Origin of the sequence: Antarctobacter sp. (assembly GCF_965277915.1) — a bacterium.
GTDB lineage: Bacteria > Pseudomonadota > Alphaproteobacteria > Rhodobacterales > Rhodobacteraceae > Antarctobacter.
The window spans coordinates 4,119,062-4,138,509 of record NZ_OZ255849.1; the positions used below are offsets into that span (position 1 = coordinate 4,119,062).

General features: G+C 66.0%; 20 protein-coding genes. 9 read left to right on the top strand and 11 right to left on the bottom strand.

Translation table 11 applies throughout. The features are described 5' to 3' along the window. The first annotated feature begins 119 nt into the window (after positions 1–119). Complete coding sequence (gene murJ, locus ACQY5B_RS21065) at positions 120–1,667, top strand: murein biosynthesis integral membrane protein MurJ (RefSeq protein ID WP_420327586.1); 1,548 nt, start codon at positions 120–122, stop codon at positions 1,665–1,667. Then, the gene (locus ACQY5B_RS21070) at positions 1,664–2,947 is read left to right on the top strand and encodes a phospholipase D-like domain-containing protein (protein WP_420327585.1); all 1,284 of its coding nucleotides are present in this window, start codon (positions 1,664–1,666) and stop codon (positions 2,945–2,947) included. Before murJ ends, ACQY5B_RS21070 begins: the two co-directional genes overlap by 4 nt. A 7-nt stretch (positions 2,948–2,954) precedes the next feature. Here ACQY5B_RS21070 and ACQY5B_RS21075 read toward each other — a convergent pair whose 3' ends face one another. Beyond that, the gene (locus ACQY5B_RS21075; RefSeq protein ID WP_420327583.1) at positions 2,955–3,638 is read right to left on the bottom strand and encodes a rhomboid family intramembrane serine protease; all 684 of its coding nucleotides are present in this window, start codon (positions 3,636–3,638) and stop codon (positions 2,955–2,957) included. Positions 3,639–3,712: 74 nt separating this feature from the next. Here ACQY5B_RS21075 and trpS point away from each other — a divergent pair, with 74 nt between their 5' ends. Beyond that, a complete protein-coding gene (trpS, locus tag ACQY5B_RS21080) occupies positions 3,713–4,741 on the top strand; it encodes a tryptophan--tRNA ligase (protein WP_420327582.1) in 1,029 nt (342 codons plus the stop codon). A gap of 131 nt (positions 4,742–4,872) precedes the next feature. Here trpS and ACQY5B_RS21085 read toward each other — a convergent pair whose 3' ends face one another. From ACQY5B_RS21085 to ruvC, 4 genes are all read right to left on the bottom strand, one after another. Beyond that, positions 4,873–5,511 carry a hypothetical protein gene (locus tag ACQY5B_RS21085; protein WP_420328592.1) on the bottom strand — a complete coding sequence of 213 codons (639 nt, stop codon included), beginning with the start codon at positions 5,509–5,511 and terminating at the stop codon, positions 4,873–4,875. Between the two features lie 269 nt (positions 5,512–5,780). Then, positions 5,781–6,809: a Holliday junction branch migration DNA helicase RuvB gene (gene ruvB / locus ACQY5B_RS21090; RefSeq protein ID WP_305969890.1), complete on the bottom strand. Its 1,029-nt coding sequence runs from the start codon at positions 6,807–6,809 to the stop codon at positions 5,781–5,783. A gap of 9 nt (positions 6,810–6,818) precedes the next feature. After that, a complete protein-coding gene (gene ruvA / locus ACQY5B_RS21095) occupies positions 6,819–7,493 on the bottom strand; it encodes a Holliday junction branch migration protein RuvA (protein WP_420327580.1) in 675 nt (224 codons plus the stop codon). Continuing rightward, positions 7,490–7,978: a crossover junction endodeoxyribonuclease RuvC gene (ruvC, locus tag ACQY5B_RS21100; RefSeq protein WP_043141073.1), complete on the bottom strand. Its 489-nt coding sequence runs from the start codon at positions 7,976–7,978 to the stop codon at positions 7,490–7,492. The genes ruvA and ruvC overlap by 4 nt, the downstream gene beginning before the upstream one ends. A 316-nt stretch (positions 7,979–8,294) precedes the next feature. Between ruvC and ACQY5B_RS21105 the strand changes: the two genes are divergently transcribed. Continuing rightward, positions 8,295–8,567, top strand: a complete 273-nt coding sequence (locus ACQY5B_RS21105) for a DUF1127 domain-containing protein (RefSeq protein ID WP_305969888.1) — start codon at positions 8,295–8,297, stop codon at positions 8,565–8,567. A 129-nt stretch (positions 8,568–8,696) separates the two neighbouring features. Here the strand turns inward: ACQY5B_RS21105 and ACQY5B_RS21110 are convergent, their stop codons facing one another. Both ACQY5B_RS21110 and ACQY5B_RS21115 read right to left on the bottom strand, forming a co-directional pair. Beyond that, positions 8,697–9,041: a hypothetical protein gene (locus tag ACQY5B_RS21110; RefSeq protein ID WP_420327579.1), complete on the bottom strand. Its 345-nt coding sequence runs from the start codon at positions 9,039–9,041 to the stop codon at positions 8,697–8,699. 115 nt (positions 9,042–9,156) lie between these two features. Continuing rightward, positions 9,157–10,032, bottom strand: coding sequence for a 50S ribosomal protein L11 methyltransferase (locus ACQY5B_RS21115; RefSeq protein WP_305969886.1), 876 nt, complete (start codon positions 10,030–10,032; stop codon positions 9,157–9,159). 132 nt (positions 10,033–10,164) lie between these two features. Here ACQY5B_RS21115 and ACQY5B_RS21120 point away from each other — a divergent pair, with 132 nt between their 5' ends. Next, positions 10,165–11,484, top strand: a complete 1,320-nt coding sequence (locus ACQY5B_RS21120; protein ID WP_420327578.1) for a ferredoxin reductase family protein — start codon at positions 10,165–10,167, stop codon at positions 11,482–11,484. A gap of 84 nt (positions 11,485–11,568) precedes the next feature. On the opposite strand, the gene ACQY5B_RS21125 is transcribed toward ACQY5B_RS21120, so the two are convergent. The 3 genes from ACQY5B_RS21125 to ACQY5B_RS21135 all read right to left on the bottom strand — a co-directional run bounded on the left by ACQY5B_RS21125 (position 11,569) and on the right by ACQY5B_RS21135 (position 14,763). Further along, entirely contained in the window at positions 11,569–12,978 is a 1,410-nt protein-coding gene (locus ACQY5B_RS21125; RefSeq protein WP_420327577.1) for an MATE family efflux transporter, read from the bottom strand. 2 nt (positions 12,979–12,980) lie between these two features. Further along, positions 12,981–14,210, bottom strand: a complete 1,230-nt coding sequence (locus ACQY5B_RS21130) for an MFS transporter (protein WP_420327576.1) — start codon at positions 14,208–14,210, stop codon at positions 12,981–12,983. 115 nt (positions 14,211–14,325) lie between these two features. Further along, positions 14,326–14,763, bottom strand: coding sequence for a cupin domain-containing protein (locus ACQY5B_RS21135; protein WP_420327574.1), 438 nt, complete (start codon positions 14,761–14,763; stop codon positions 14,326–14,328). A 207-nt stretch (positions 14,764–14,970) separates the two neighbouring features. Between ACQY5B_RS21135 and ACQY5B_RS21140 the strand changes: the two genes are divergently transcribed. The 3 genes from ACQY5B_RS21140 (at position 14,971) to ACQY5B_RS21150 (ending at position 17,251) form a co-directional block, all read left to right on the top strand. After that, the gene (locus tag ACQY5B_RS21140; protein ID WP_420327573.1) at positions 14,971–15,465 is read left to right on the top strand and encodes a hypothetical protein; all 495 of its coding nucleotides are present in this window, start codon (positions 14,971–14,973) and stop codon (positions 15,463–15,465) included. Beyond that, positions 15,450–16,097, top strand: a complete 648-nt coding sequence (locus ACQY5B_RS21145; RefSeq protein WP_420327572.1) for a hypothetical protein — start codon at positions 15,450–15,452, stop codon at positions 16,095–16,097. Before ACQY5B_RS21140 ends, ACQY5B_RS21145 begins: the two co-directional genes overlap by 16 nt. Before the next feature lie 92 nt (positions 16,098–16,189). Then, complete coding sequence (locus ACQY5B_RS21150) at positions 16,190–17,251, top strand: YeeE/YedE family protein (protein WP_420327571.1); 1,062 nt, start codon at positions 16,190–16,192, stop codon at positions 17,249–17,251. Between the two features lie 23 nt (positions 17,252–17,274). On the opposite strand, the gene hemE is transcribed toward ACQY5B_RS21150, so the two are convergent. Then, positions 17,275–18,303, bottom strand: a complete 1,029-nt coding sequence (hemE, locus tag ACQY5B_RS21155; protein WP_420327570.1) for a uroporphyrinogen decarboxylase — start codon at positions 18,301–18,303, stop codon at positions 17,275–17,277. A gap of 145 nt (positions 18,304–18,448) precedes the next feature. On the opposite strand from hemE, the gene hemC reads away from it, so the two are divergent. Then, positions 18,449–19,405, top strand: a complete 957-nt coding sequence (gene hemC / locus ACQY5B_RS21160) for a hydroxymethylbilane synthase (RefSeq protein ID WP_420327569.1) — start codon at positions 18,449–18,451, stop codon at positions 19,403–19,405. The last annotated feature ends 43 nt before the right edge of the window (positions 19,406–19,448 follow it).

A 19,448-nucleotide genomic window follows, 5' to 3' on the forward strand; every position in this document is an offset into this window, starting at 1 on the left:
CGCGACATCCCCACCGCACCAGCCATGGCGCGGATAGAAAGGCTGCCCTGGTCCCCGCCCCTTCCGCCCTTCGGCCCTTTCGGCTAAGCGAGGTACCAGAGCAGCAAGCGAGCACGCCCATGAAACCCATCCGCCTTGTCGCCGGTGTCATGACCGTCGGCTTCTGGACCCTGATGAGCCGGGTTCTGGGCGTCGTCCGCGAGGTCATGATCCTTGCCCTGATCGGCCCCGGCCCGATCATGGATGCCTTTGTCGCGGCCTTTCGCCTGCCCAACCTCTTTCGCCGCTTCTTTGCCGAGGGCGCCTTCAACGCTGCCTTCGTGCCGCTGTTTTCCAAGAAATACGAAGGCGAGGAAGATCCGCTGATCTTTGCCCGCGACGCTCTGAACGGGTTGGCCACCGTTTTGCTTGCGCTGACCGCGCTGGCGATGATCTTCATGCCGGCGCTGGTCTGGGCCACCGCGGGCGGCTTTGCCGGGGATGTGCGCTTTGACCTGACCGTGGGCTTCGGTCGGGTGGTCTTTCCCTATATCCTTCTGATCTCGCTGGCGGCGCTGTTCTCCGGCGCGCTGAACGCCACCGGCCATTTCGCCGCCGCCGCCGCCGCGCCGGTGCTGCTGAACATCCTGGTCTGCCTGTCGATGGGACTGGGAGCGGCCCTTGGCGGCGAGGTGATCCAGTATCTCATCTGGGCGGTGCCCGTGGCGGGCGTGGCGCAACTCGCGCTGGTCTGGGTCGCCGCCGAGCGGGCGGGCGTACGTGTCCGCCCCGGGCGCCCGCGACTGACACCGGACATGAAACGGCTCGTGGTGATCGCCGTGCCTGCCGCGCTGGCGGGCGGGGTGATGCAGATCAACCTGCTGGTGGGCCAGCAGGTCGCCAGCCATTTCGACAAGGCGGTGGGCTGGCTCTATGCCGCCGACCGACTGTACCAACTGCCGCTGGGCGTGGTGGGCATCGCCGTGGGCATCGTCCTGCTGCCGGACCTGTCGCGCCGATTGAAGGCCGAGGACGACAGCGGTGCGCGCAACGCCTTTTCCCGCGCCGGAGAGCTGAGCCTTGCCCTGACCGTGCCCGCCGCCGTGGCGCTGGTGGCAATCCCGCTGCCGATGGTTTCGGTCCTGTTCGAACGCGGCGCCACCACTGCCGACGACAGCGCCGCCATTGCCCTGGCGGTGGCGATCTACGGCCTCGGCTTGCCGGCCTTCGTGCTGCAGAAGGTGTTGCAACCGCTTTATTTCGCGCGCGAAGACACGCGCAGCCCCTTCCGTTTCGCGGTCTGGGCGATGGTGATCAACGCCGCCGTGGCCATCGGGCTGGCCCCGGTGATCGGCTGGCTTGCCCCGGCCATCGCCACCACGCTCGCAGGTTGGGTCATGGTCTGGCAACTGGCACGCGGCGCCAAGGCGATGGGCGAGGTGGCGCATTTCGATGACCGTTTCCGCCAGAGGCTGTGGCGTATCGTGGTGGCCTCGCTGGTCATGGGCGCCATGCTCTGGGGGCTGAACATGGTCCTGGCGCCCTGGCTCGCCCTGCCCTACCTGCGCATTGGCGTGCTTGCCGGTCTGATCGGGCTGGGCATCCTGACCTACGGCATCGCCGGGCAGGCCATGGGCGCCTTCCGCCTGGCCGAGATCAAGGCGATGTTCAAACGGTCCCGCGGATGACGACGCGCGCGCTGCTCTCTGCCGGAGAGGCCGGTGCCGCGCTCGAAACCCTTGCCGCCGGCGCCCGGTCGGAACTGCTGCTCTGCCTGCCGCGCCTTGCGCCCGACAGCCCGCTGGTCCTGCCCGACCTCCGTCACCGCGGGCTTGCGACATGGGGCGACCTGCTGGCGCTCCAGTCCCGTCGCGGTTTGTCGCTGCGCATCCTCGTGGCCGAGCCCGATCCCCTGCTGAGCCCACAGGCACACCGCGCCGCATGGCGCCGCGCCTCGGGTCTTGCCGATGTCCTGCAGGGCAGCGCGCAACTGGTGATCGCCCCGCATGGCCACGTTGCGCGCGGCCCCCGCGGCGCACTCCTGCGCCGCCGCCTGCGCCCTGCGATGACCGCGCTCCGGGCCGAGGACATGGCGCGCCTGACCCCGGTTCAGCGCGCCCTTGTGCAGGGCGGCGCGAACCCGCGCCCCGCCGAGATCCACCAGGGGTTTGCACTGGCCGATGGCGCCAACGCGATCATCGGCGGGCCGGACCTTGGCACCGATACACCCTCCGCCATCTCCCTGCAGGTTTCGGATCCGGATTTCTGCGGCGCCTTGCGGGGCCATTTCGCCGATTGCTGGGCCGAGGCGCTCAAATGCGGCGCCACCCTCGCCGCCCCGGCAAACGCGCGGACCTGCCCCACCCGCCCGCAAAGCCGCGATGACCTGCGCCTGTTGCGGACCCTGTCGCGCCCTACGCGCGGCTTTGCCCCCCGGACGCTCGCCAACGACGCCGAACCGGCACTGGCACGTCTGTTCGGCAATGCCCGCCGGCGCATCCTGATCCGCACCGGCGCCTTGCGTCACGACGGCCTGACACAGGCGCTGACAGCGGCCGCGCAGACCCCGGACCTGCAACTGATCCTGTTGCTGCCCCCCGAACCGCAAGGCACATGGGACGATGCCCGCGCCGCCGCCCTGCAAGGCGCCGCGCTGTCCCGCCTGCAAAATGCCTATGGCGACCGGCTGGCGCTGGTTGCCGACCCGCAGGCCGAGGGGATGCTGTGCCTGGTGGACGGGACCACCGTCATCGGCTCTCACGCGCTGACCCGCCGCGCCTGCCGCTGGAACAGCGAGGCGGCGGCCCTTGTTCGCGACGAGTGCCTGGCAGAGAGGCTGCTTGCCCACCTGGGCGCGGGCCTGTCCGGGGACCTGGACCGCGCCGCAACCTGGGCCGCACAGCGCCCTGCGCCGCCCCTGGCCGAGGCGCGCCCCCACCGCAGCCTGCTGCCCGACGACCTGTTCTGAACCGCGCCTACCGACGCCGGATCCGCTCCAACACCCGCGCAACGCCGCCGGGCGCCAGCACAACGGTCAGCGCGAACCCGGTGACAAAGCCCACCACGTCGGCAATCCAGTCGCTGCCGCCCCCGAACAACACGCCAAAGATCAGCTGAATGGCCAGCAACATCCCGATCAGGGTAAAGGCCCGCACCTGCGGCGCGCCCTCGTTGCCCAGCCGCATCCAGAGCAGGAAGGTGAACCCGCCGATCAGCCCGTAGACACCGGGAAAGGCCCCCACCAGCCAGGGATCATCGCTGAACAGGCCAAAGCCCACCGCCCCGACGATCCCGGACACAAAGAACACCGCCAAAAAGACCAGAGAGCCGATGGATTCCGCCACGATCTTGCCCATCGCCAGCAGGATCACCATGCTGAACAGACCGTGGCTGAAACTGGGATGAAAGAAAAGGTAGGCCACCAGCCGCATCAGGTGCTCGGGCGGGTACTGACCCGTCGCCAGCATCCAGTCGAAGGCCCGCCCCGAAAAAGCATAGGTCTCGATCGCCGAGGTCCGCCAACCGACCGCGCCGGGGCCACCGACGATCCCCTGTCCGCCCAACCAGAGCGTCAGCTCGATCCCCGCCAGCACAAGGAACAGCGCCGCCACCACCGGCGGCAGCGGATTGACCGGGGCCTCGTTATGCGGGTGCGTCATGGGGAGCTCTTTCTTGACGGTGTCCGGCGGCATGGGTAAGCCAGCCGCGCAGGAATTTCCACAGGGGAACATCAATGTCCGAGTCTCAGCCCAATGCCGCCTTCACGCCGCGCGTCTTCTCGGGCATCCAGCCTTCGGGCAACCTGCATCTGGGCAACTACCTCGGCGCGCTGAAACGCTTTGCGGACAGCCAGACGGCGGGGATCCAGTCCATCTTCTGCATGGTCGACATGCACGCGATCACCGTCTGGCAGGACCCCGAGGATTTGCGCCGCCAGACGCGCGAGCTGACCGCAGGCTTCATCGCATCGGGCGTCGATCCGGAAAAGTCGATCCTCTTCAACCAGAGCCAGGTTGCCGAACACGCCCAGCTGGCCTGGATCTTCAACTGTGTCGCCCGCATGGGCTGGATGCAGCGCATGACGCAATGGAAGGACAAGGCCGGCAAGAACCAACAGAATGCGTCGTTGGGGCTTCTGGCCTATCCGGCGCTGATGGCCGCGGACATTCTTGTCTATCACGCCACCCACGTGCCCGTGGGCGAAGACCAGAAACAGCACCTGGAGCTGACCCGCGACATCGCGATCAAGTTCAACAATGACTTCGGCGTGGACTTTTTCCCGATCACCGAACCGGTGATCGAAGGCGCGGCCACGCGGGTCATGAGCCTGCGCGACGGGACGAAAAAGATGTCCAAGTCCGATCCCTCGGACATGAGCCGCATCAACCTGACCGACGATGCCGATGCCATCGCGCTGAAGATCCGCAAGGCCCGGACCGACCCCGAGCCGCTGCCCGAAACGGTCGAGGGTCTGGAAGAACGGCCAGAGGCGCGCAACCTGGTGAACATCTACGCGGCCCTCGCCGATCTCTCGGTCGAGCAGGTGATCACGGAACATGGCGGCCAGCAGTTCGGCACCTTCAAGCCCGCGCTGGCGGACCTGGCCGTGGCCAAGCTCGCACCGATCTCCACCGAGATGAAGCGTCTGACAGCCGACCCCGCCCAGATCGACACGGTCCTGCGGCGCGGTTCCGAACGTGCGCGCGACATCGCCGCGCCGATTCTGGAGAAGACCTACGAGATCGTGGGCATGGTGCGCTAAGGGCCGAACCAGGCGCAGGGCGGGACCATCTCGTCCGCGCCCTGACCGGCCCATGCGCCGTTTTGTACAAAATGCGGATTTCGCCGTACGTTTTGTACAAAACGTACGGCCCACCCCAGCTTGCCGACAGGCTAGCCCGACATCCCCGAACCCGCCGCAATCCGCGCCGCAAGGCGCAAGGCATGACTTGAATCCGTCGCCGCGACAGGCAGCACCGGATCATAGGCCGCGCGGATCACCTGTGCCAGGTCGGGCCGCAGGATCACCCGCCCGTTTTCGACCTGCGCCAGCGGAGAGCGGTCGGCGAAGGCCTTGTCGGACCACAGAAGAATGGTCTGCACCACCTGGCTCAGCGCCAGGGTCTCGGCCGGCACCTTGGTCATTTCACCGTCCATCCGCAGGAAGACGAAACAGGCCTTGATCCCGCCATCGGCATCGAAACGGAACACGCGGTACTGGTTTGCATCCGCCGCCTGAAGACGGTCGACCAGCGGACCCAGCCCGTCGATCAGGCGATCAAGATCTGGCACCTCCAGCAATTCCGCCCAGTCGCGGAAGAAGAAGACCATGACGTTGGCCCCCAGCTCGGGGTCGGTTTCCGCCATCTGGTGCCCGGCCAGCGTGCAGACCGCCTCGAACGCGCCCTTGACCACCTGCAGGGTCGCCTCTTCGACACCGAAGACGATCGGCGCCAGGGGCCGTCCCCAGCGCGCGCAAAGATAGCTGCCGTCCGACCGCGTAAAGAGCGAGGCGATCTCTTCGGGGGTCATGTCCTGGGTCATGCCGGCTGTCCTTTTCACGTCGTCGATTGGCGCTGTGCCGCGACCTGCCCGAAAACGACCCGAAAGGCAAACCGCCCTTGCAAGCCGGGTTTGCCCAACCGGCACCCGGCCCCATTTCAAATTGGACCGCAGGGGAGGGATCACATGCACAGCCGACGCACCATGCTCAGCCTGGTGAGCGCCTTCGTCTTTACCGTTGCCAAGGTCCGAGCCCTGACCGACCGCCTGCGCGGGGCTGCGGGGTTGACTGGCTGACGTCAGCCCTCGAACAGATCACTTTGCCCCGGTGGCAGCGGGGCAGCTAGACCAAGGTGTTTCCAGGCCTTCTGCGCCAGCATCCGCCCGCGCGGTGTACGGCTGATGAGGCCCTGTTGCAGGAGGTAGGGCTCCACCACTTCCTCCAACGCATCGCGGCTTTCGGAGAGCGCCGCCGAGAGCGTTTCGATCCCGACCGGCCCGCCGGCATAGTTTTCGGCCATGAGCATCAGGTAGCGGCGGTCAGCTCCGTCCAGCCCCAGGCTGTCCACGCCCAGCCGCGTCAGCGCATTGTCCGCCAGGGCCCGGCTGACCACGCCCCCGCCTTCGACCACAGCGAAATCCACCACGCGGCGCAGCAACCGTCCGGCGATCCGGGGTGTACCGCGCGACCGACGCGCGATTTCCAGCGCTCCGTCCCCCTCGACCCGGACACCCAGCTTGGAGGCATTGCCGGCGACGATCGTTTCAAGCTCCGGGATCGTGTAGAAATTCAGCCGCGTGGGAATGCCGAAGCGGTCCCTCAGGGGAGTCGTCAGCAGGCCCAGCCGCGTCGTCGCCCCGACCAGTGTAAAGGGCTGCAACTCGATCCGCACCGTGCGCGCAGCCGGTCCTTCGCCGATCACGAGGTCCAGCTCGTAGTCCTCCATTGCCGGGTAAAGCACCTCTTCGACGGCGGCATTCATCCGGTGGATCTCGTCGATGAACAGCACGTCGTTCCGTTCAAGGTTTGTCAGGATCGCCGCCAGGTCGCCCGCCTTGGCCAGCACCGGGCCAGAGGTCATGCGAAATCCCACGCCCAATTCCCGCGCCATGATCTGCGCCAGCGTCGTCTTGCCCAGGCCCGGAGGGCCGTGGAACAGCGTGTGGTCCATCGCCTCGCCACGGCTGCGCGCGCTCTGGATAAAGACGCGCAGGTTGGCGCGCGCCTCGGCCTGGCCGATGAAATCCTCCAGCATCTGCGGACGAAGCGCGCGGTCGCGGTCCTCCGGCAGGGGATCGGGGCGCAGGGTGGGGTCGGGATCGCTCATGTCCATCCCTTACCCCTTTGGCGCCAACAGCTTCAACGCCGCGCGGATCAGGCCGGCGGTATCCGCCTCCGGCTCGGCGCCTGCGGCCTCGGCCACGGCGCCGGCCGCGTCGGAGGGGCCGTAGCCCAAATTTCCCAGTGCGGAAAGCGCTTCAGCCTGCGCGCTGGACCGGCGCGGAGGCGCCTTGCGTGGGGCATCGGGGGCGGGAGTTGTCTCGATCACCGCGTCGGGGGCCGTCTGCGGTTCGGCACCAATGGGTTCGCCGACACCCATCGCCATGATGGTGGGCGCCTTGTCCTTCAATTCGTTCACGACGCGTTGTGCGGTCTTGGGTCCGATTCCTTTGGCCGCCTTGATCGCCGTCCAGTCCCCCAGCGCCAGCGCGCGGCTGACCCCGTCCGGGCCAAGCGTGCCCAGGATCGCCAGCGCCGCCTTGGCGCCCACGCCCTGCACCGACATCAGCAGGCGAAACCACTCCTTTTCGACCAGCGTCGGGAAGCCGAACAGTTGCAGCAGGTCCTCGCGCACCAACAGATCCGTAAATAGCGCCGCGGCCTCCCCGGCGCCGGGGAGGCCCGCGCGCACACGGTCGCTGCAATAGACGACATAGCCGACGCCCTGCACGTCGATCAGAACATGATCCTCGCCGTGGTAGACGATCCGCCCCGCGATGCGCCCGATCATGCGCGCACCTTCATGCGACGGGCACCCATGTGATGCGCATGGCAGATCGCCACCGCCAGGGCATCCGCTGCGTCCGGGCCCGCCGGTTTCGCGCCCGGCAATTGCAAGCTGACCATGTGTTCCACCTGATGTTTCTCGGCGTGACCCACGCCGACGACCGTCTTCTTGACCGAGTTCGGCGCGTATTCCCCGATCGGCAAGCCGAATTGCGCCGGGACCAGAAGGGCGATCGCCCGCGCCTGTCCCAGTTTCAGCGTCCCCGCGCCGTCCCGGTTGACGAAGGTATGTTCCACGGCCGCCTCGTCGGGCATCATCCGGTTGAAAACATCGGTCAGCAACTCGTGCAGAGCAAGCAGACGTTCTGCCAGCTCCTTGCCGCCGGGCTTGCACAGCCCGTTGGCGACGTGTCTGAGTCGGCTGCCCTCGACCTCGATCACCCCCCATCCAAGGGTCCGAAGCCCCGGATCAATGCCCAATATCCGCATGGATGCCTGCCCGTGTTGTTTTTCAGACACGGCTAGCACGAAAGGCGAACAAAAGCCAAGGTTAATGCGGCGAGGACCATTTGCGACACCGACTGTTCCAGCCCCGACATCCGAGGCTTGTTTCCGACAGGGCACTGCCTGAAAACGACGCCAGACAAGGCGGATTTTTGCTTGTTTTTCAGTAGGGTTACCCGCGAATTTCGCCATGCAAAAATCGCATGTGACCCATGCGAAAAATGCGACTTGCTGGAGCAGATTGCCCAAACTATGTGCGCTTTCAGAACGAACACGCACCCCCATCCAAAGGAGACCAGCGATGGCCGCACTCGACACTTCCCGCCCCTTCGCCGCGTCGGGCTCCGCCGCCCAGATCGGTAACATCTTCACCTCCGCATTCGGCGCCACCCGCCCCTACGGCGCTTCGGGTTCCGCGACCTGGATCGGCAGCCTCTTTGCCGCAGCCTTCGGTGCCTTCGCCGAATGGAACGACGCACGCTTGACCCGCAACAGCCTGTCGGCCCTGACCGACCGCGAGCTGGAAGACATCGGTCTGCACCGTGGCGACATCGACGAGGTTGCACGCCGCTAATCGAGACTCTCAGCGCTGACGGTCGACCGGGATGATCGGTCGGAGGCGCACCGCCACTCACGGCAAAGGGAAAACCCGCGCTTCACCGGAAGCGCGGGTTTTTTCTTGTCTCGCGATGTGCTGAGGGCCTCAGCCGATAGCCGGCGTCAGGAAATCGGCCAACATGCGCGTCACGGAATCGACCTGCAGGATCCAGGCCCCGACCTTTTCATAGATGACACCCTGCGACAGGCGTTCGATGTGACCGGCGTATTTCGCATCGCCCAGCCAGGCCAGGGCGACAACTTTGAACAGCATCACCGCCACCGCCAAGCGTAAGATCAGGTGCAGGCCGAGACCGCTCATCCTGCTTTGCGGGACCTGTTCGATCACACCGTTGCGGTTCATCCGCGTCACATAGCCGTGTGACATGCGGACATGCTTGCGCCGCAGCGCTTGTTCACGCTTGTAAAAGCTTCTCTGAGCGTCGTCCATGACAGCCTCGTCTCAACCGGCCCCCACCGGTTGAGGCAATTTTTATCCAAACTTTATGGCAAGATTGGGGCAATTGGATTTAATTTTGCTTCGACTGCTCCGATTAACCCTTTATTTACTGGTTTTTTCGAAGCGTCAGAGTCACCCACTCCCCGATCACATCGCGGCGCAATTGCGGCATCCCTTGGGCAGTGTAGACCTCGACCACCTCGTCGGCCTGCCAGGTCAGGATACCCGAAAGGATCGCATACCCCCCTGGCGCAAGGTGTTTTTCCATGTCGGGGGCCAGGTCGATCAGCGGCTGTTTCAGGATGTTCGCAAAGACCAAGTCATAGGGTGCGCGGGCATGCAATTCGGGATTGTCAAAGCCCGCGGCCTCGACGCAGGCAACCTTGTCGCCCAGGCCGTTGGCGCGCACATTGGCCTCTGCCACCTCGACCGCGACCTCGTCGATGTCCGAGGCGATCACAGGATCGGGCCAGATGCGTGCCGCACCCATCGCCAGAACGGCAGTGCCGCAGCCGATGTCGGCCACATTACGGCCCTGGAAGCCCTCGTTCGCCAGCCGGTCCAGCGCCTCGAGACAGCCCTGGGTGGTGCCGTGGTGACCGGTGCCAAAGGCCATCGCTGCCTCGATCAGCAATGGCTCGGCACCTTCGGGGATCTTGTCGGCATCATGGCTGCCGTAGACGAAAAAGCGGCCCGCCTCGACCGGCGTCAGTTCGCGCCGCACCTTGTCGACCCAGTCGGTGTCCGGCACCTCGGAGACGACAAAGCTCTCGGCATCATAGGCTGCGGCCAGAAGGGCAAGCTCGATCTCGTCCGGTGCTTCGGTGAAATAGCCGCCGATCTCCCAGGTGCCGGAACCATCCTCGATCTCGAAGACGCCGATGCCCGTGGGTTCGGGCTCGAGCTCCTCCAGCGCAAGGCCCAGGGCCTCGGCCTTATCCTTGTCGGCGAGCTTGGTGAAGGCGGTCCAGGTCTTGGGCATGTGGGCGGTCCATTGATGGAAAAAAACGCATTCGCTGTGGCACGAAAGCCCGACCGCCGCAAGCCGCACAGCGTTTGACGTGATTTCGTACCGCCGCCGTGCTAGGGGCATTTGACCCTAGGCCAAGACATCATGCCCGCCGCGCTTCTCGCCCTGCTCTACCTTGCCCTGACCTGCGCACCGCTGGCATTGGCCGCGCTACAGGGGCTTCCCCCACGCCCCATGCGCGACGAACTGGCGACCGGTGTGGCCTTGACCGGGCTGGCGATCCTGCTGGTTGAATTCGCCCTGTCCGGGCGGTTCCGCGTCGTCTCTGGACGGATCGGAATGGATGTCACCATGCGGCTTCACCAGTTGCTGGCGCGCGCGGCCTCGGTGCTGATCCTGCTGCACCCATTCCTCTATTCCGGACCGCAAAGCCTGCGGCCCGGCCTGACACCACCGGGCGCCGCCCCGTTGAACTTTGACTGGTCCGGCCTCTGGCCCGGGATTGTCGCCTGGCTGTTGCTGGGCGCCGTGATGGTCATGGCGCTGGGGCGCGACGGGCTGTACCGGCACGAAACCTGGCGCGCATTGCACGGGATCATGGCGCTGGTCATGGCGGGACTTGGCGTTCTGCACGCCACCCGAGCCGGGCGCTACAGCGACGATCCGGTGCTCCGGGGATTCTGGTGGGTCCTGTTCGCCATTGCCGTGCTGTCTCTTGCCTGGGTCTACGCGATCAAGCCGCTGATGAAGGCCCGGCGCCCATGGCGCGTCAGCAGCGTGACCCGCCTGGCCGACCGGACCTGGGAGCTGTGCCTTGCCCCCGAGGGTCACACGGGCCTGCGCTACCTGCCCGGGCATTTTGCATGGATCAGCATCGGCAAACCCGCCGTCTCGCTGGACGAGAACCCGTTTTCCATCGCCTCTGCCCCGGCCGAGGGCAGCAGACTGCGCTTTGTCATCAAGGAACTGGGCGATTTCACCAACCGCCTGGGCAAGGTGACGCCCGGCACCCGCGCTTGGGTGGATGCGCCCTTTGGTTCACTGACCTTGCAGCGGCACGGCAAGGCCGGAGGCGTTGCGATGATTGCAGGCGGCGTGGGCATTGCGCCGATGCTGTCGCATCTGCGCCAGCTGGATGCCGACGATGACCCGCGCCCGCGCGTTCTGTTCTATGCCAACCGGATCGAGGAGCAGATTGCCTGCCGCAAAGAGCTGGACGCGCGATCGCACTCCGGGCCACTGCGCGTGATCCATGTCCTGTCCGACCCGCCCAAGGGCTGGACGGGGGAAACCGGGTTCGTCACGCCCGACGTTCTGACCCGGCACCTTGATGCGGAGGCCCTGACACGCTGGGTCTTTGTGCTTTGTGGCCCGCCACCCATGCTGCATGCTGTCGAAGACGCGCTGCTGGGACTTGGCGTGCCCGCCCACAACATCCTGCTGGAGCAGTTCAGCTATGACTAGCCGTGGACGCATCGCGCGCGCCTTCTGGATCCTCACCCTGGTGATCGTTCTGGCGATCTTGGCCTTTGCCCTGCGCGGCCAGTTCTAGCGGCGGCGCCAACGGTTCGGGTCGCGCCAGGCGCGCCGTTCGCGCAAGTTGACCCTGGGCAAGGGCCCCTCTCCGATGCCGGCAACATAGCGCCACCCCAAGACACCGGCCACACCGCCCATGACGGCCCCCACCAGCGCCTGCGCATAGATCACACCCTGCGCCGCGTAGGCCCCTGACATCCAGAGCGCCACGGGCCACAGCAAGACCGCTTCGCGCAGCCAGCTGAGCACCGAGGCCCAGAGCGGGCGCCCAAGCGCGTTGAACGCCGAGTTCGAGACGAACAGCAACCCGCCGAGGGTGAAGGACAGTGCCCCGATCTGCGTGAAGGCCCGCAAGACCTCTGCGCCGCCGCCCGCCAGCCCAAAGCCCCGGGCGATGAGGCCCGTCAATGCCATCAGGATCAGCCAGACCCCGGCCGCGTAGACCACGCAGAACAGAACCGCGTCGCGGTAGGTTTGGCGCAGACGATCGAACTGGCGCGCGCCAAAGTTCTGGCCAAAAATGCCGCCGATCGCGCCGGCCAGGGAAAACAGCCCCCCGAATGCCACAACCGTCAGCCGGTTGATGACCGCCCATGCCGCCACGGCGGTATCGCCATGCACGGCGATAAACCCGGTCAGCAGGAAGTTTCCGAAGGGCGTCGCCATCTGGGTGACGATCGCCGGCAGCGCCACGCGCAGCAGACCGGGTCCATGTCGGACCAGCAGGGTGGGCCGGGGCACGGCCAGCAACCCATGCCGGTGCACCGCAAACCAGATCGCCAGCCCCGCCATGATACCGCGAAAGATCCAAACGCTCAGCGCCGCGCCGTCCAATCCCCAGCCAAGGACATAGATCAGCAGCGGATCCAGCCCCAGCATGATCAGCCCGCCGCCCATCGTCACCATCATCGCCTGCCGCGCCAGTCCGTCGGCGCGCAGCACCGCACTGCCGCACAGGCCGACCGCCATTACCGCCAGCGAGGGCATGGACAGCGCAACGTAGCGCGCGGCCAGGTCCAACGCCGCGCCTTCGGCCCCTGCGCTGGCCAGCAGGTCATGCCGGAACAGCACCACGGCCCCGGCCGTCATCGCCTGCACCAGGAAACACAGCAGCATACCCGCCGCCCCCTGTTCCCGCGCAATGGCCCGCTCACCCCGTCCGATGCTGCGCGAGACAAGCGCCGTGGTGGCAATCATGAGGCCGACGCCGATGGAGACGGTAAAGAACTGGACGGCAAAGGCATAGCCGATGGCCGCCATCAGGATCGGTTGGCCCAATTGCGACAGCCAGAACAGGTTGGCCGCATCGACGACAAAGACAAAGGTGATGCCCGCCGCGCCGCTGAGCGTCATCCGGACGACATGGCCCAGCGTCGACCCGATGAGGAAACGCCCCCCTGCGTCGGTCGCCTTGTCGGTCACGCCTATTCCGCCGGGGCCGGAACGACCCCGCTGAAGACGGTCTCATTCCCAGGTTCCGGGTGGCGCGGGATCATCAGCGCCAGCGCAAGACTGGTCAGCGCCATGCCCGCTGCCAGGCCGAAAACCGCCCCCGGCGAGGAATCCCAGAGATACCCCAGCAGCGCCGGCAGAAAGACGGCCGCGACATGGTTGATGGTAAAGGCCACGGCCGCGGTGGGCGCCATGTCGCCCGGATCGGCGATCTTCTGGAAATATGTCTTCAGCGCGAAGGCAAAGCCGAAAAAGATATGGTCCAGGACATATAGCGTCGCCGCCAGAACCACGCCCCAGCCAAACCAGAACAACCCGCCATAGGCCAGGAACACCAGCGTCAGCCCGATATATTCAAAGGTCAGCGCGTTGCGTTCGCCGAACCGGGCCACCACCTGGCCAAAGATCGGCGTCGCCACCATGCTGAGCACAAGCGTCACGAGGTAAAGCGAGGTGATCTCGTGCACGTCGTAACCAAATCGTTCCACCATCATGAAGGCGGCAAAGACGACAAAGATCTGCCGCCGTGCGCCCGACATGAACTGCAACGCATAGTACAGCCAGTAGCGGCGGCGCAGGACAAATTTCTTGACTTGCGGATTGGGGCTTTCGAACTGTGGAAAGGCAAAGGCGCACCAGGCTGTGATCCCCAGCGTCAGCACCCCGGCGGTGACATAAACGAGGCTGTAGGACAGATCATAGACCCGCCACGTCACAACGATACAGGCATAGGCGACAAAGGTCGCGGCCGACCCCACGGCGACCAGCCACCCCAGCATCTGCGGTGCACGATCCTTGGGCAGCCACTGCAACTGAAGGCTCTGATTTACCGTCTCGTAGTAGTGAAACCCGATCGAACTGAGCAGGGTCACGAAAAGCAGGCCACCGAGGCTGGGAAACATCGCCGTGACGCCCGTCGCGACACCCAGCAGCGCCAGCGACACCAGCGCCAGCACCTGTTCGCGCACCACCAGCAGCACCAGGATCACCCCGATGGCGAGAAACCCCGGAATCTCGCGCACGGTGTGGAGCCATCCGATATCCTTGCCTTCGAAACTCGCCACCTCGATGACGAAGTTGTTGAGCAGTGCCGACCAGGTGGCAAAGGACAGCGGCATGGCAATCGCCATGAGCGCCAGGAGGGCGATCGGGCGCCGCCAGACCGGAAGGTGGCGCGCTTCTGAAAGGGGAACCGGGGTCATGATTTTGCTTTAAGCCGTCACACTTGGCTTGGCGAGTCCCGGTTCGGTGCATTTACGCACACAGCCACCGCCGCCCCCGGCACACGCCCGGACAGCGGCGGCCAATGCTTGCAGGTCAGACCGCCTGCGCCGCCGAAAACCGGTATTCCACCTCTGCGAAACGGTCCTTGGCAAAAACGTAAAGGAACCGCAGTCCCTCCGTCCCGGCAACGGTGTCATGCTCGGCGTCCTCGGGGATGTAAAGCGCGGTGCCCGGCGTCAGTTCATGCGGCACGCCGTCGATGGTCACGATGCCCGATCCTTCGAGACCGAAATAGATCTCGGCAGGGCTGTGACGATGCGGCAGCAGGGTTCCGGCAGGGCCGAATTCCGCCACGCCCATCACCATGCCCGAGGTCGAGGTCTTGTCGGCAGAGAACAGGGTCCGCCAGCGTACGGTGCCAAACGCCGGATCCTCTCCGCCCTCCAGCGGCGCGTGGTCCGCGTTCGCCACAACCGGCAGCTTGGCCACGGCCATCATCATTTCGTTGGCGAATTCCATGTCGAAGTCCATGACGCCTCTCCTCTTGCGCACGGGTATTCCCGGAACCATGCCCGAATCGCCACCCATGCCTCTGTCCCGGCTGCGACGGCGATCTGTCGCCACGAGGAGGCCGGTTTACGACATCTCCCGGTCGCCTGTGGGCCAGTGCAAAACCGCCCCGTTTTGCGTTACCGACGCCCCGTGCTAGATTGGTCGTTACCCATCCCCGGATAATCCATGTCAGCCTTGCGCCTCCTGACCTTTTTCCCGCTCCTGCCGGCTCTTTGCTGGTTGGCCCCGGTCTGGGCATCTGCGGGCGATGGACTGCTGGACGGGCGCGTCTTTGCGGGACGTATCGGCCCGGCAGACGCGCCCGACCTGGGCGACAGGCTGTATTTTGACGAAGGGCATTTCTGGTCCGGAATCTGCACCGACTGCGGTTTTCACCCTGGCCCTTACACGGCCCGCCAGACACAAGAGGGAATCGTCTTGGGCGGCGTTTTGCGCAGCAACAACCGGGGCCGCTTTGACTACCAGGGGATCGTCCGATCCGACGGGGCGATCGAGGTCGCGATCCGGTGGTCGCGGCAGCGCTGGTACTGGACGGCCCGCCGCGACCTTGCCTTCACTGGAAAGCGCGAGGCCGGCACGACGCCCCCCGATCTGACGGCCATCCGTACCCGGCTGACCCGGCTGGATCCGACCGGGAATCCCCGATGCGCGCGCTTCTGACGGCGCTGAAAACGTATCGACGCGCCCTCCTGATCTATGGCCTGTTGCTGCTTGGCGGATGGTTGCTGGCCGACCTGCTGAGGGGCGTGACCCTGCCCGAGATGCGCCCGATGAACGAACCGCTGATTCATCGGATGGTGATGCTGGCGCTGGCGATCTATGTCCTCACGTCAGCCCTGCCTTTCGTGCCGGGGGCCGAGATCGGCATCGCTCTTCTGCTGATCTTCGGCGGCGCGTTGGCCCCGCTGGTCTATGGCGGCATGCTGGCCGCGCTCGTCCTGTCCTTTGCGCTCGCCCGCCTGCTGCCACCTCATGTCGCGGCCAAAGGGTTTCGCAAGCTGGGTCTCGGACGTTTTGCGCTGCTGCTCGAAGATCTCCGCGCGACCCCGCCAGAGGCGCGCGCCGCCTGGCTGGCCCGGCAGGCTCCGGGACGCTTCACACGCCTGGCAGTGCGCAACCGCTACCTGCTGCTGATCGCGCTGATCAACACGCCCGGCAACTCTCTGATCGGCGGCGGAGGGGGCATCGCTTTTCTCGCCGGGGTATCGGGACTTTTTGCGCCCACCCGCTTTGTGGCCGCCGTTGCCATCGCCGTCGCCCCATTGCCGCTGGTCTTTGGCCTGTTCACCTGACCCGCAACATTCCGTTTTCATGATCTGTATCAAGGCAGGTCCGGTCCGGTCCGGTGCATCACGCGGCCCATCAAGCACGCGGAGGCATTGGCATGGATATCGTCCCCCTGATCGACCGAATCGGCGAAAACCCGACGGCGGCCCTGTTTGGCCTGATCACCGGGGTGATCTTCGGCGTCGCGGCACAACGGTCCCGGTTCTGCCTGCGGGCGGCCACGGTCGAATTCGCGCGCGGCATGATGCAGGACAAGGTGGCTGTCTGGTTGCTGACCTTTTCCACCGCCGTCGTCTGGGTACAGGCGGCACAGATCCTGGGGCTGCTGGAAACGTCAGAGGCCCGCATGATGGCGGTTCCGGGCAGTTGGTCCGGCGCGATCATCGGCGGTTTGCTGTTCGGCGCGGGCATGGTGCTGGCGCGCGGCTGTTCCGGCCGCCTGCTGGTGCTGGCAGCGACGGGCAACCTGCGTTCGGTCGTGTCCGGGCTGATCTTTGCCGTCGTCGCGCAGATGTCGCTGACCGGCTGGCTGGCCCCGCTGCGCGACGGACTGGCGGCCATGTGGATCACCTCTGGCGGGCGCAACATGGATTTTCTGGCTGCTCTGCACCTGCCGCGCGAGGCCGGACTGGTGATCGGGCTGGCCATCGCGCTCTTGGCGCTGGAACTCAGCCGCCGCAACCGGATCGGCTTGTCACGGCTGGTCTTCGCCTCCGGAGTCGGGTTCGCTGCCGCCGTGGGCTATGGGCTGACCCATGCGCTGAGCCAGGTGGCCTTTGACCCCGTGCAAATCGAGAGCCTGACCTTCACCGGCCCCTCGGCCAACACGCTGATGTTCTTCCTCGACCGCAATTCGGTGTTGGAATTCGATATTGGGCTGGTGCCGGGTGTGGTTCTTGGGTCCTTCCTCGCCGCCCTCATCAGCAAGGAGCTGAAGTTCCAGGGGTTCGAAGGCCCGTCGCCCATGCGCAACGCGATGATCGGCGCTGCGATGATGGGGTTCGGCGGGATGCTGGCCGGCGGCTGCGCCATCGGCGCCGGCGTCTCAGGCGGGTCGATCTTTGCCGGCACCGCCTGGCTGGCCCTGTTCTGCATGTGGGTCGGCGGGATGAGCATGGACGTCATCCTTGGTGGACGCGGCCAACCTGCGCATGTGTGAAGCGGGGCCTGCCGTCCCTTTGCTTACATCCCCCGCACCGTGTCGATCATCAACTGCACGTTCTCGGGGTCCGCATCCGGCGTGATCCCGTGGCCCAGGTTGAAGATATGTGGCCCCTTGCGGAAGGCCTCGACCACGCGCCGCGTTTCATCCACCAGCGCCTGACCGCCCGTCACCATGTGCGACGAGGCCAGGTTGCCCTGAACACAGCCCGAAACCTGCACGTTTTCCGCCGCCCATTCCGGCGTCACGCTGTCGTCCACGGCCACGCAATCCGCGCCGGTCGCCTCGTGGAACCCGACATATTTCTCGCCCGCCTGGCGCGGAAAGGCGATGACCGGGAGGCCCGGGAAACGGCTTTTCAGTTCCTGCGTGATGGTCCGCGCGGGCGCGGTGCAATAGCGGTCGAAATCCTCGCCCTGCAGCGACCCCGCCCAGCTGTCGAAGATCTTGACCACCTCGGCCCCGGCTTTCACCTGCTCGGACAGGTAGTCGATGGTCGCCTCGGTCAGCCGGTCGATGATCTTTTCGAACAACGCCCGATTTTCGGCCTTCAGCGCATGCGCCGGACCCTGATCCTTGGTGCCCTTGCCCGCGATCATGTAGGTCGCCACCGTCCAAGGCGCACCGGCGAACCCGATCAGCGTGGTGTCCGAAGGCAGCGCCGTCGAGAGGTTGCGCACGGTCTGGTAGACCGGGTTCAACGTGTCGTGAATCATCTCGCCCGGGCCCAGCTTGTCGAAATCCGCGTCGCTGGCGATGGTCGACAGGCGCGGCCCCTCGCCGGTGACGAACCACAGGTCCATACCCAGCGCCTGCGGCAGCAGCAGGATGTCCGCAAAGAGGATAGCCGCGTCGAACCCGTAACGCCGGATCGGCTGCAAGGTCACCTCGGTTGCCAGATCGGGGTTGTAGCAGAGCGACAGGAAATCCCCCGCCTCGGCCCGCGTCGCCTTGTACTCCGGCAGGTAGCGCCCGGCCTGCCGCATCATCCAGATCGGCGGCGTCGGCAGGGTCTCGCCCTCAAGGGCACGCAGGATCGTCTTGGTCATCGCTCTCGCTCCTCCAGGTCCGGGGGCCTTGGTCCGACGCGGGCTTGCCGGTGTCAAGCCGACTTGACGGACCGGGCGCGCTTGCCGCAGCCCCGCAGCCCCAAATCCCGTTTCCTTTCCCGCCGCCCCGCGCTAACCCTTTGCCATGACCGATCTGCCCACGCCCAAATCCCCGCTGAAACTCGGCACCCGCGGCTCACCGCTCGCGCTGGCCCAGGCGCATGAAACACGCGACCGGCTTGCCGCCGCTTTCGACCTGCCGCTGGATGCCTTTGAAATCGTGGTCATCAAGACCACCGGCGACGACCGCAGCCTGATTGACGCCGACCGCCCGCTAAAAGAGATCGGAAACAAGGGCCTGTTCACCAAGGAAATCGAAGAGGCGATGCTGGCGGGCACGATCGACCTGGCCGTGCATTCGATGAAGGACATGCCCACCGAACAGCCCGAGGGGCTGGTGCTGGACTGCTACCTGCCGCGCGAGGACGTCCGCGACGCCTTTATCTGCCCCGAGTTCTCCTCGATCCACGATCTTCCGGAAGGCGCCATCGTCGGCACCTCTTCGCTGCGGCGCCGGGCGCAACTGCTGCACCGCCGCCCCGACCTGACGGTGGTCGAGTTCCGCGGCAACCTTCAGACCCGGCTGAAAAAGCTGCACGACGGCGTTGCGCGGGCGACCTTCCTGGCCTGCGCCGGGCTGAATCGCCTCGGCATGACCGAGGTGCCGCAAGCGGCCATCGCGCCCGAGGACATGCTGCCCGCCGTCGCCCAGGGCGCCATCGGTATTGAGCGCCGCAGCGACGACACCCGCGCCCGAGACATGCTGGCGGCCATCCATGACGCGACCACCGCCCTGCGGCTACACGCAGAACGCGCCTTTCTGGCCGCGCTCGACGGCTCCTGCGAAACCCCCATCGCAGCGCTGGCGGAACTGGATGGCGACAACCTGCGCCTGCGCGGTGAGATCCTGAAAACCGACGGCTCCGAGGCCCATGCGGGCGAGATCACCGGCCCCGTCGCGCAGGGGGCCGAACTTGGGCGCAGCCTGGCGGCCGATCTGCTGTCGCGCGCGGGCGAAGGTTTCTTCGACCACAAACTCTGACCCAATCTCGTGACCGTGATGGGAATTTCACGGCAGATATGCT

Bases quoted from the DNA above. Each gene is read 5' to 3' on its own strand.
- ACQY5B_RS21105 (WP_305969888.1), top strand. From the start codon at position 8,295: ATGGCCGCACTCGACACTTCCCGCCCCTTCGCCGCGTCGGGCTCCGCC.
- hemC (WP_420327569.1), top strand. From the start codon at position 18,449: ATGACCGATCTGCCCACGCCCAAATCCCCGCTGAAACTCGGCACCCGC.
- ruvB (WP_305969890.1), bottom strand. From the start codon at position 6,809: ATGAGCGATCCCGACCCCACCCTGCGCCCCGATCCCCTGCCGGAGGAC.
- trpS (WP_420327582.1), top strand. From the start codon at position 3,713: ATGTCCGAGTCTCAGCCCAATGCCGCCTTCACGCCGCGCGTCTTCTCG.
- ACQY5B_RS21070 (WP_420327585.1), top strand. From the start codon at position 1,664: ATGACGACGCGCGCGCTGCTCTCTGCCGGAGAGGCCGGTGCCGCGCTC.
- ACQY5B_RS21075 (WP_420327583.1), bottom strand. From the start codon at position 3,638: ATGACGCACCCGCATAACGAGGCCCCGGTCAATCCGCTGCCGCCGGTG.
- ACQY5B_RS21115 (WP_305969886.1), bottom strand. From the start codon at position 10,032: ATGCCCAAGACCTGGACCGCCTTCACCAAGCTCGCCGACAAGGATAAG.
- murJ (WP_420327586.1), top strand. From the start codon at position 120: ATGAAACCCATCCGCCTTGTCGCCGGTGTCATGACCGTCGGCTTCTGG.
- ACQY5B_RS21135 (WP_420327574.1), bottom strand. From the start codon at position 14,763: ATGGACTTCGACATGGAATTCGCCAACGAAATGATGATGGCCGTGGCC.
- ruvC (WP_043141073.1), bottom strand. From the start codon at position 7,978: ATGCGGATATTGGGCATTGATCCGGGGCTTCGGACCCTTGGATGGGGG.
- ACQY5B_RS21145 (WP_420327572.1), top strand. From the start codon at position 15,450: ATGCGCGCGCTTCTGACGGCGCTGAAAACGTATCGACGCGCCCTCCTG.
- ACQY5B_RS21110 (WP_420327579.1), bottom strand. From the start codon at position 9,041: ATGGACGACGCTCAGAGAAGCTTTTACAAGCGTGAACAAGCGCTGCGG.
- ACQY5B_RS21085 (WP_420328592.1), bottom strand. From the start codon at position 5,511: ATGACCCCCGAAGAGATCGCCTCGCTCTTTACGCGGTCGGACGGCAGC.
- ACQY5B_RS21140 (WP_420327573.1), top strand. From the start codon at position 14,971: ATGTCAGCCTTGCGCCTCCTGACCTTTTTCCCGCTCCTGCCGGCTCTT.
- ACQY5B_RS21150 (WP_420327571.1), top strand. From the start codon at position 16,190: ATGGATATCGTCCCCCTGATCGACCGAATCGGCGAAAACCCGACGGCG.
- hemE (WP_420327570.1), bottom strand. From the start codon at position 18,303: ATGACCAAGACGATCCTGCGTGCCCTTGAGGGCGAGACCCTGCCGACG.
- ruvA (WP_420327580.1), bottom strand. From the start codon at position 7,493: ATGATCGGGCGCATCGCGGGGCGGATCGTCTACCACGGCGAGGATCAT.
- ACQY5B_RS21120 (WP_420327578.1), top strand. From the start codon at position 10,165: ATGCCCGCCGCGCTTCTCGCCCTGCTCTACCTTGCCCTGACCTGCGCA.
- ACQY5B_RS21130 (WP_420327576.1), bottom strand. From the start codon at position 14,210: ATGACCCCGGTTCCCCTTTCAGAAGCGCGCCACCTTCCGGTCTGGCGG.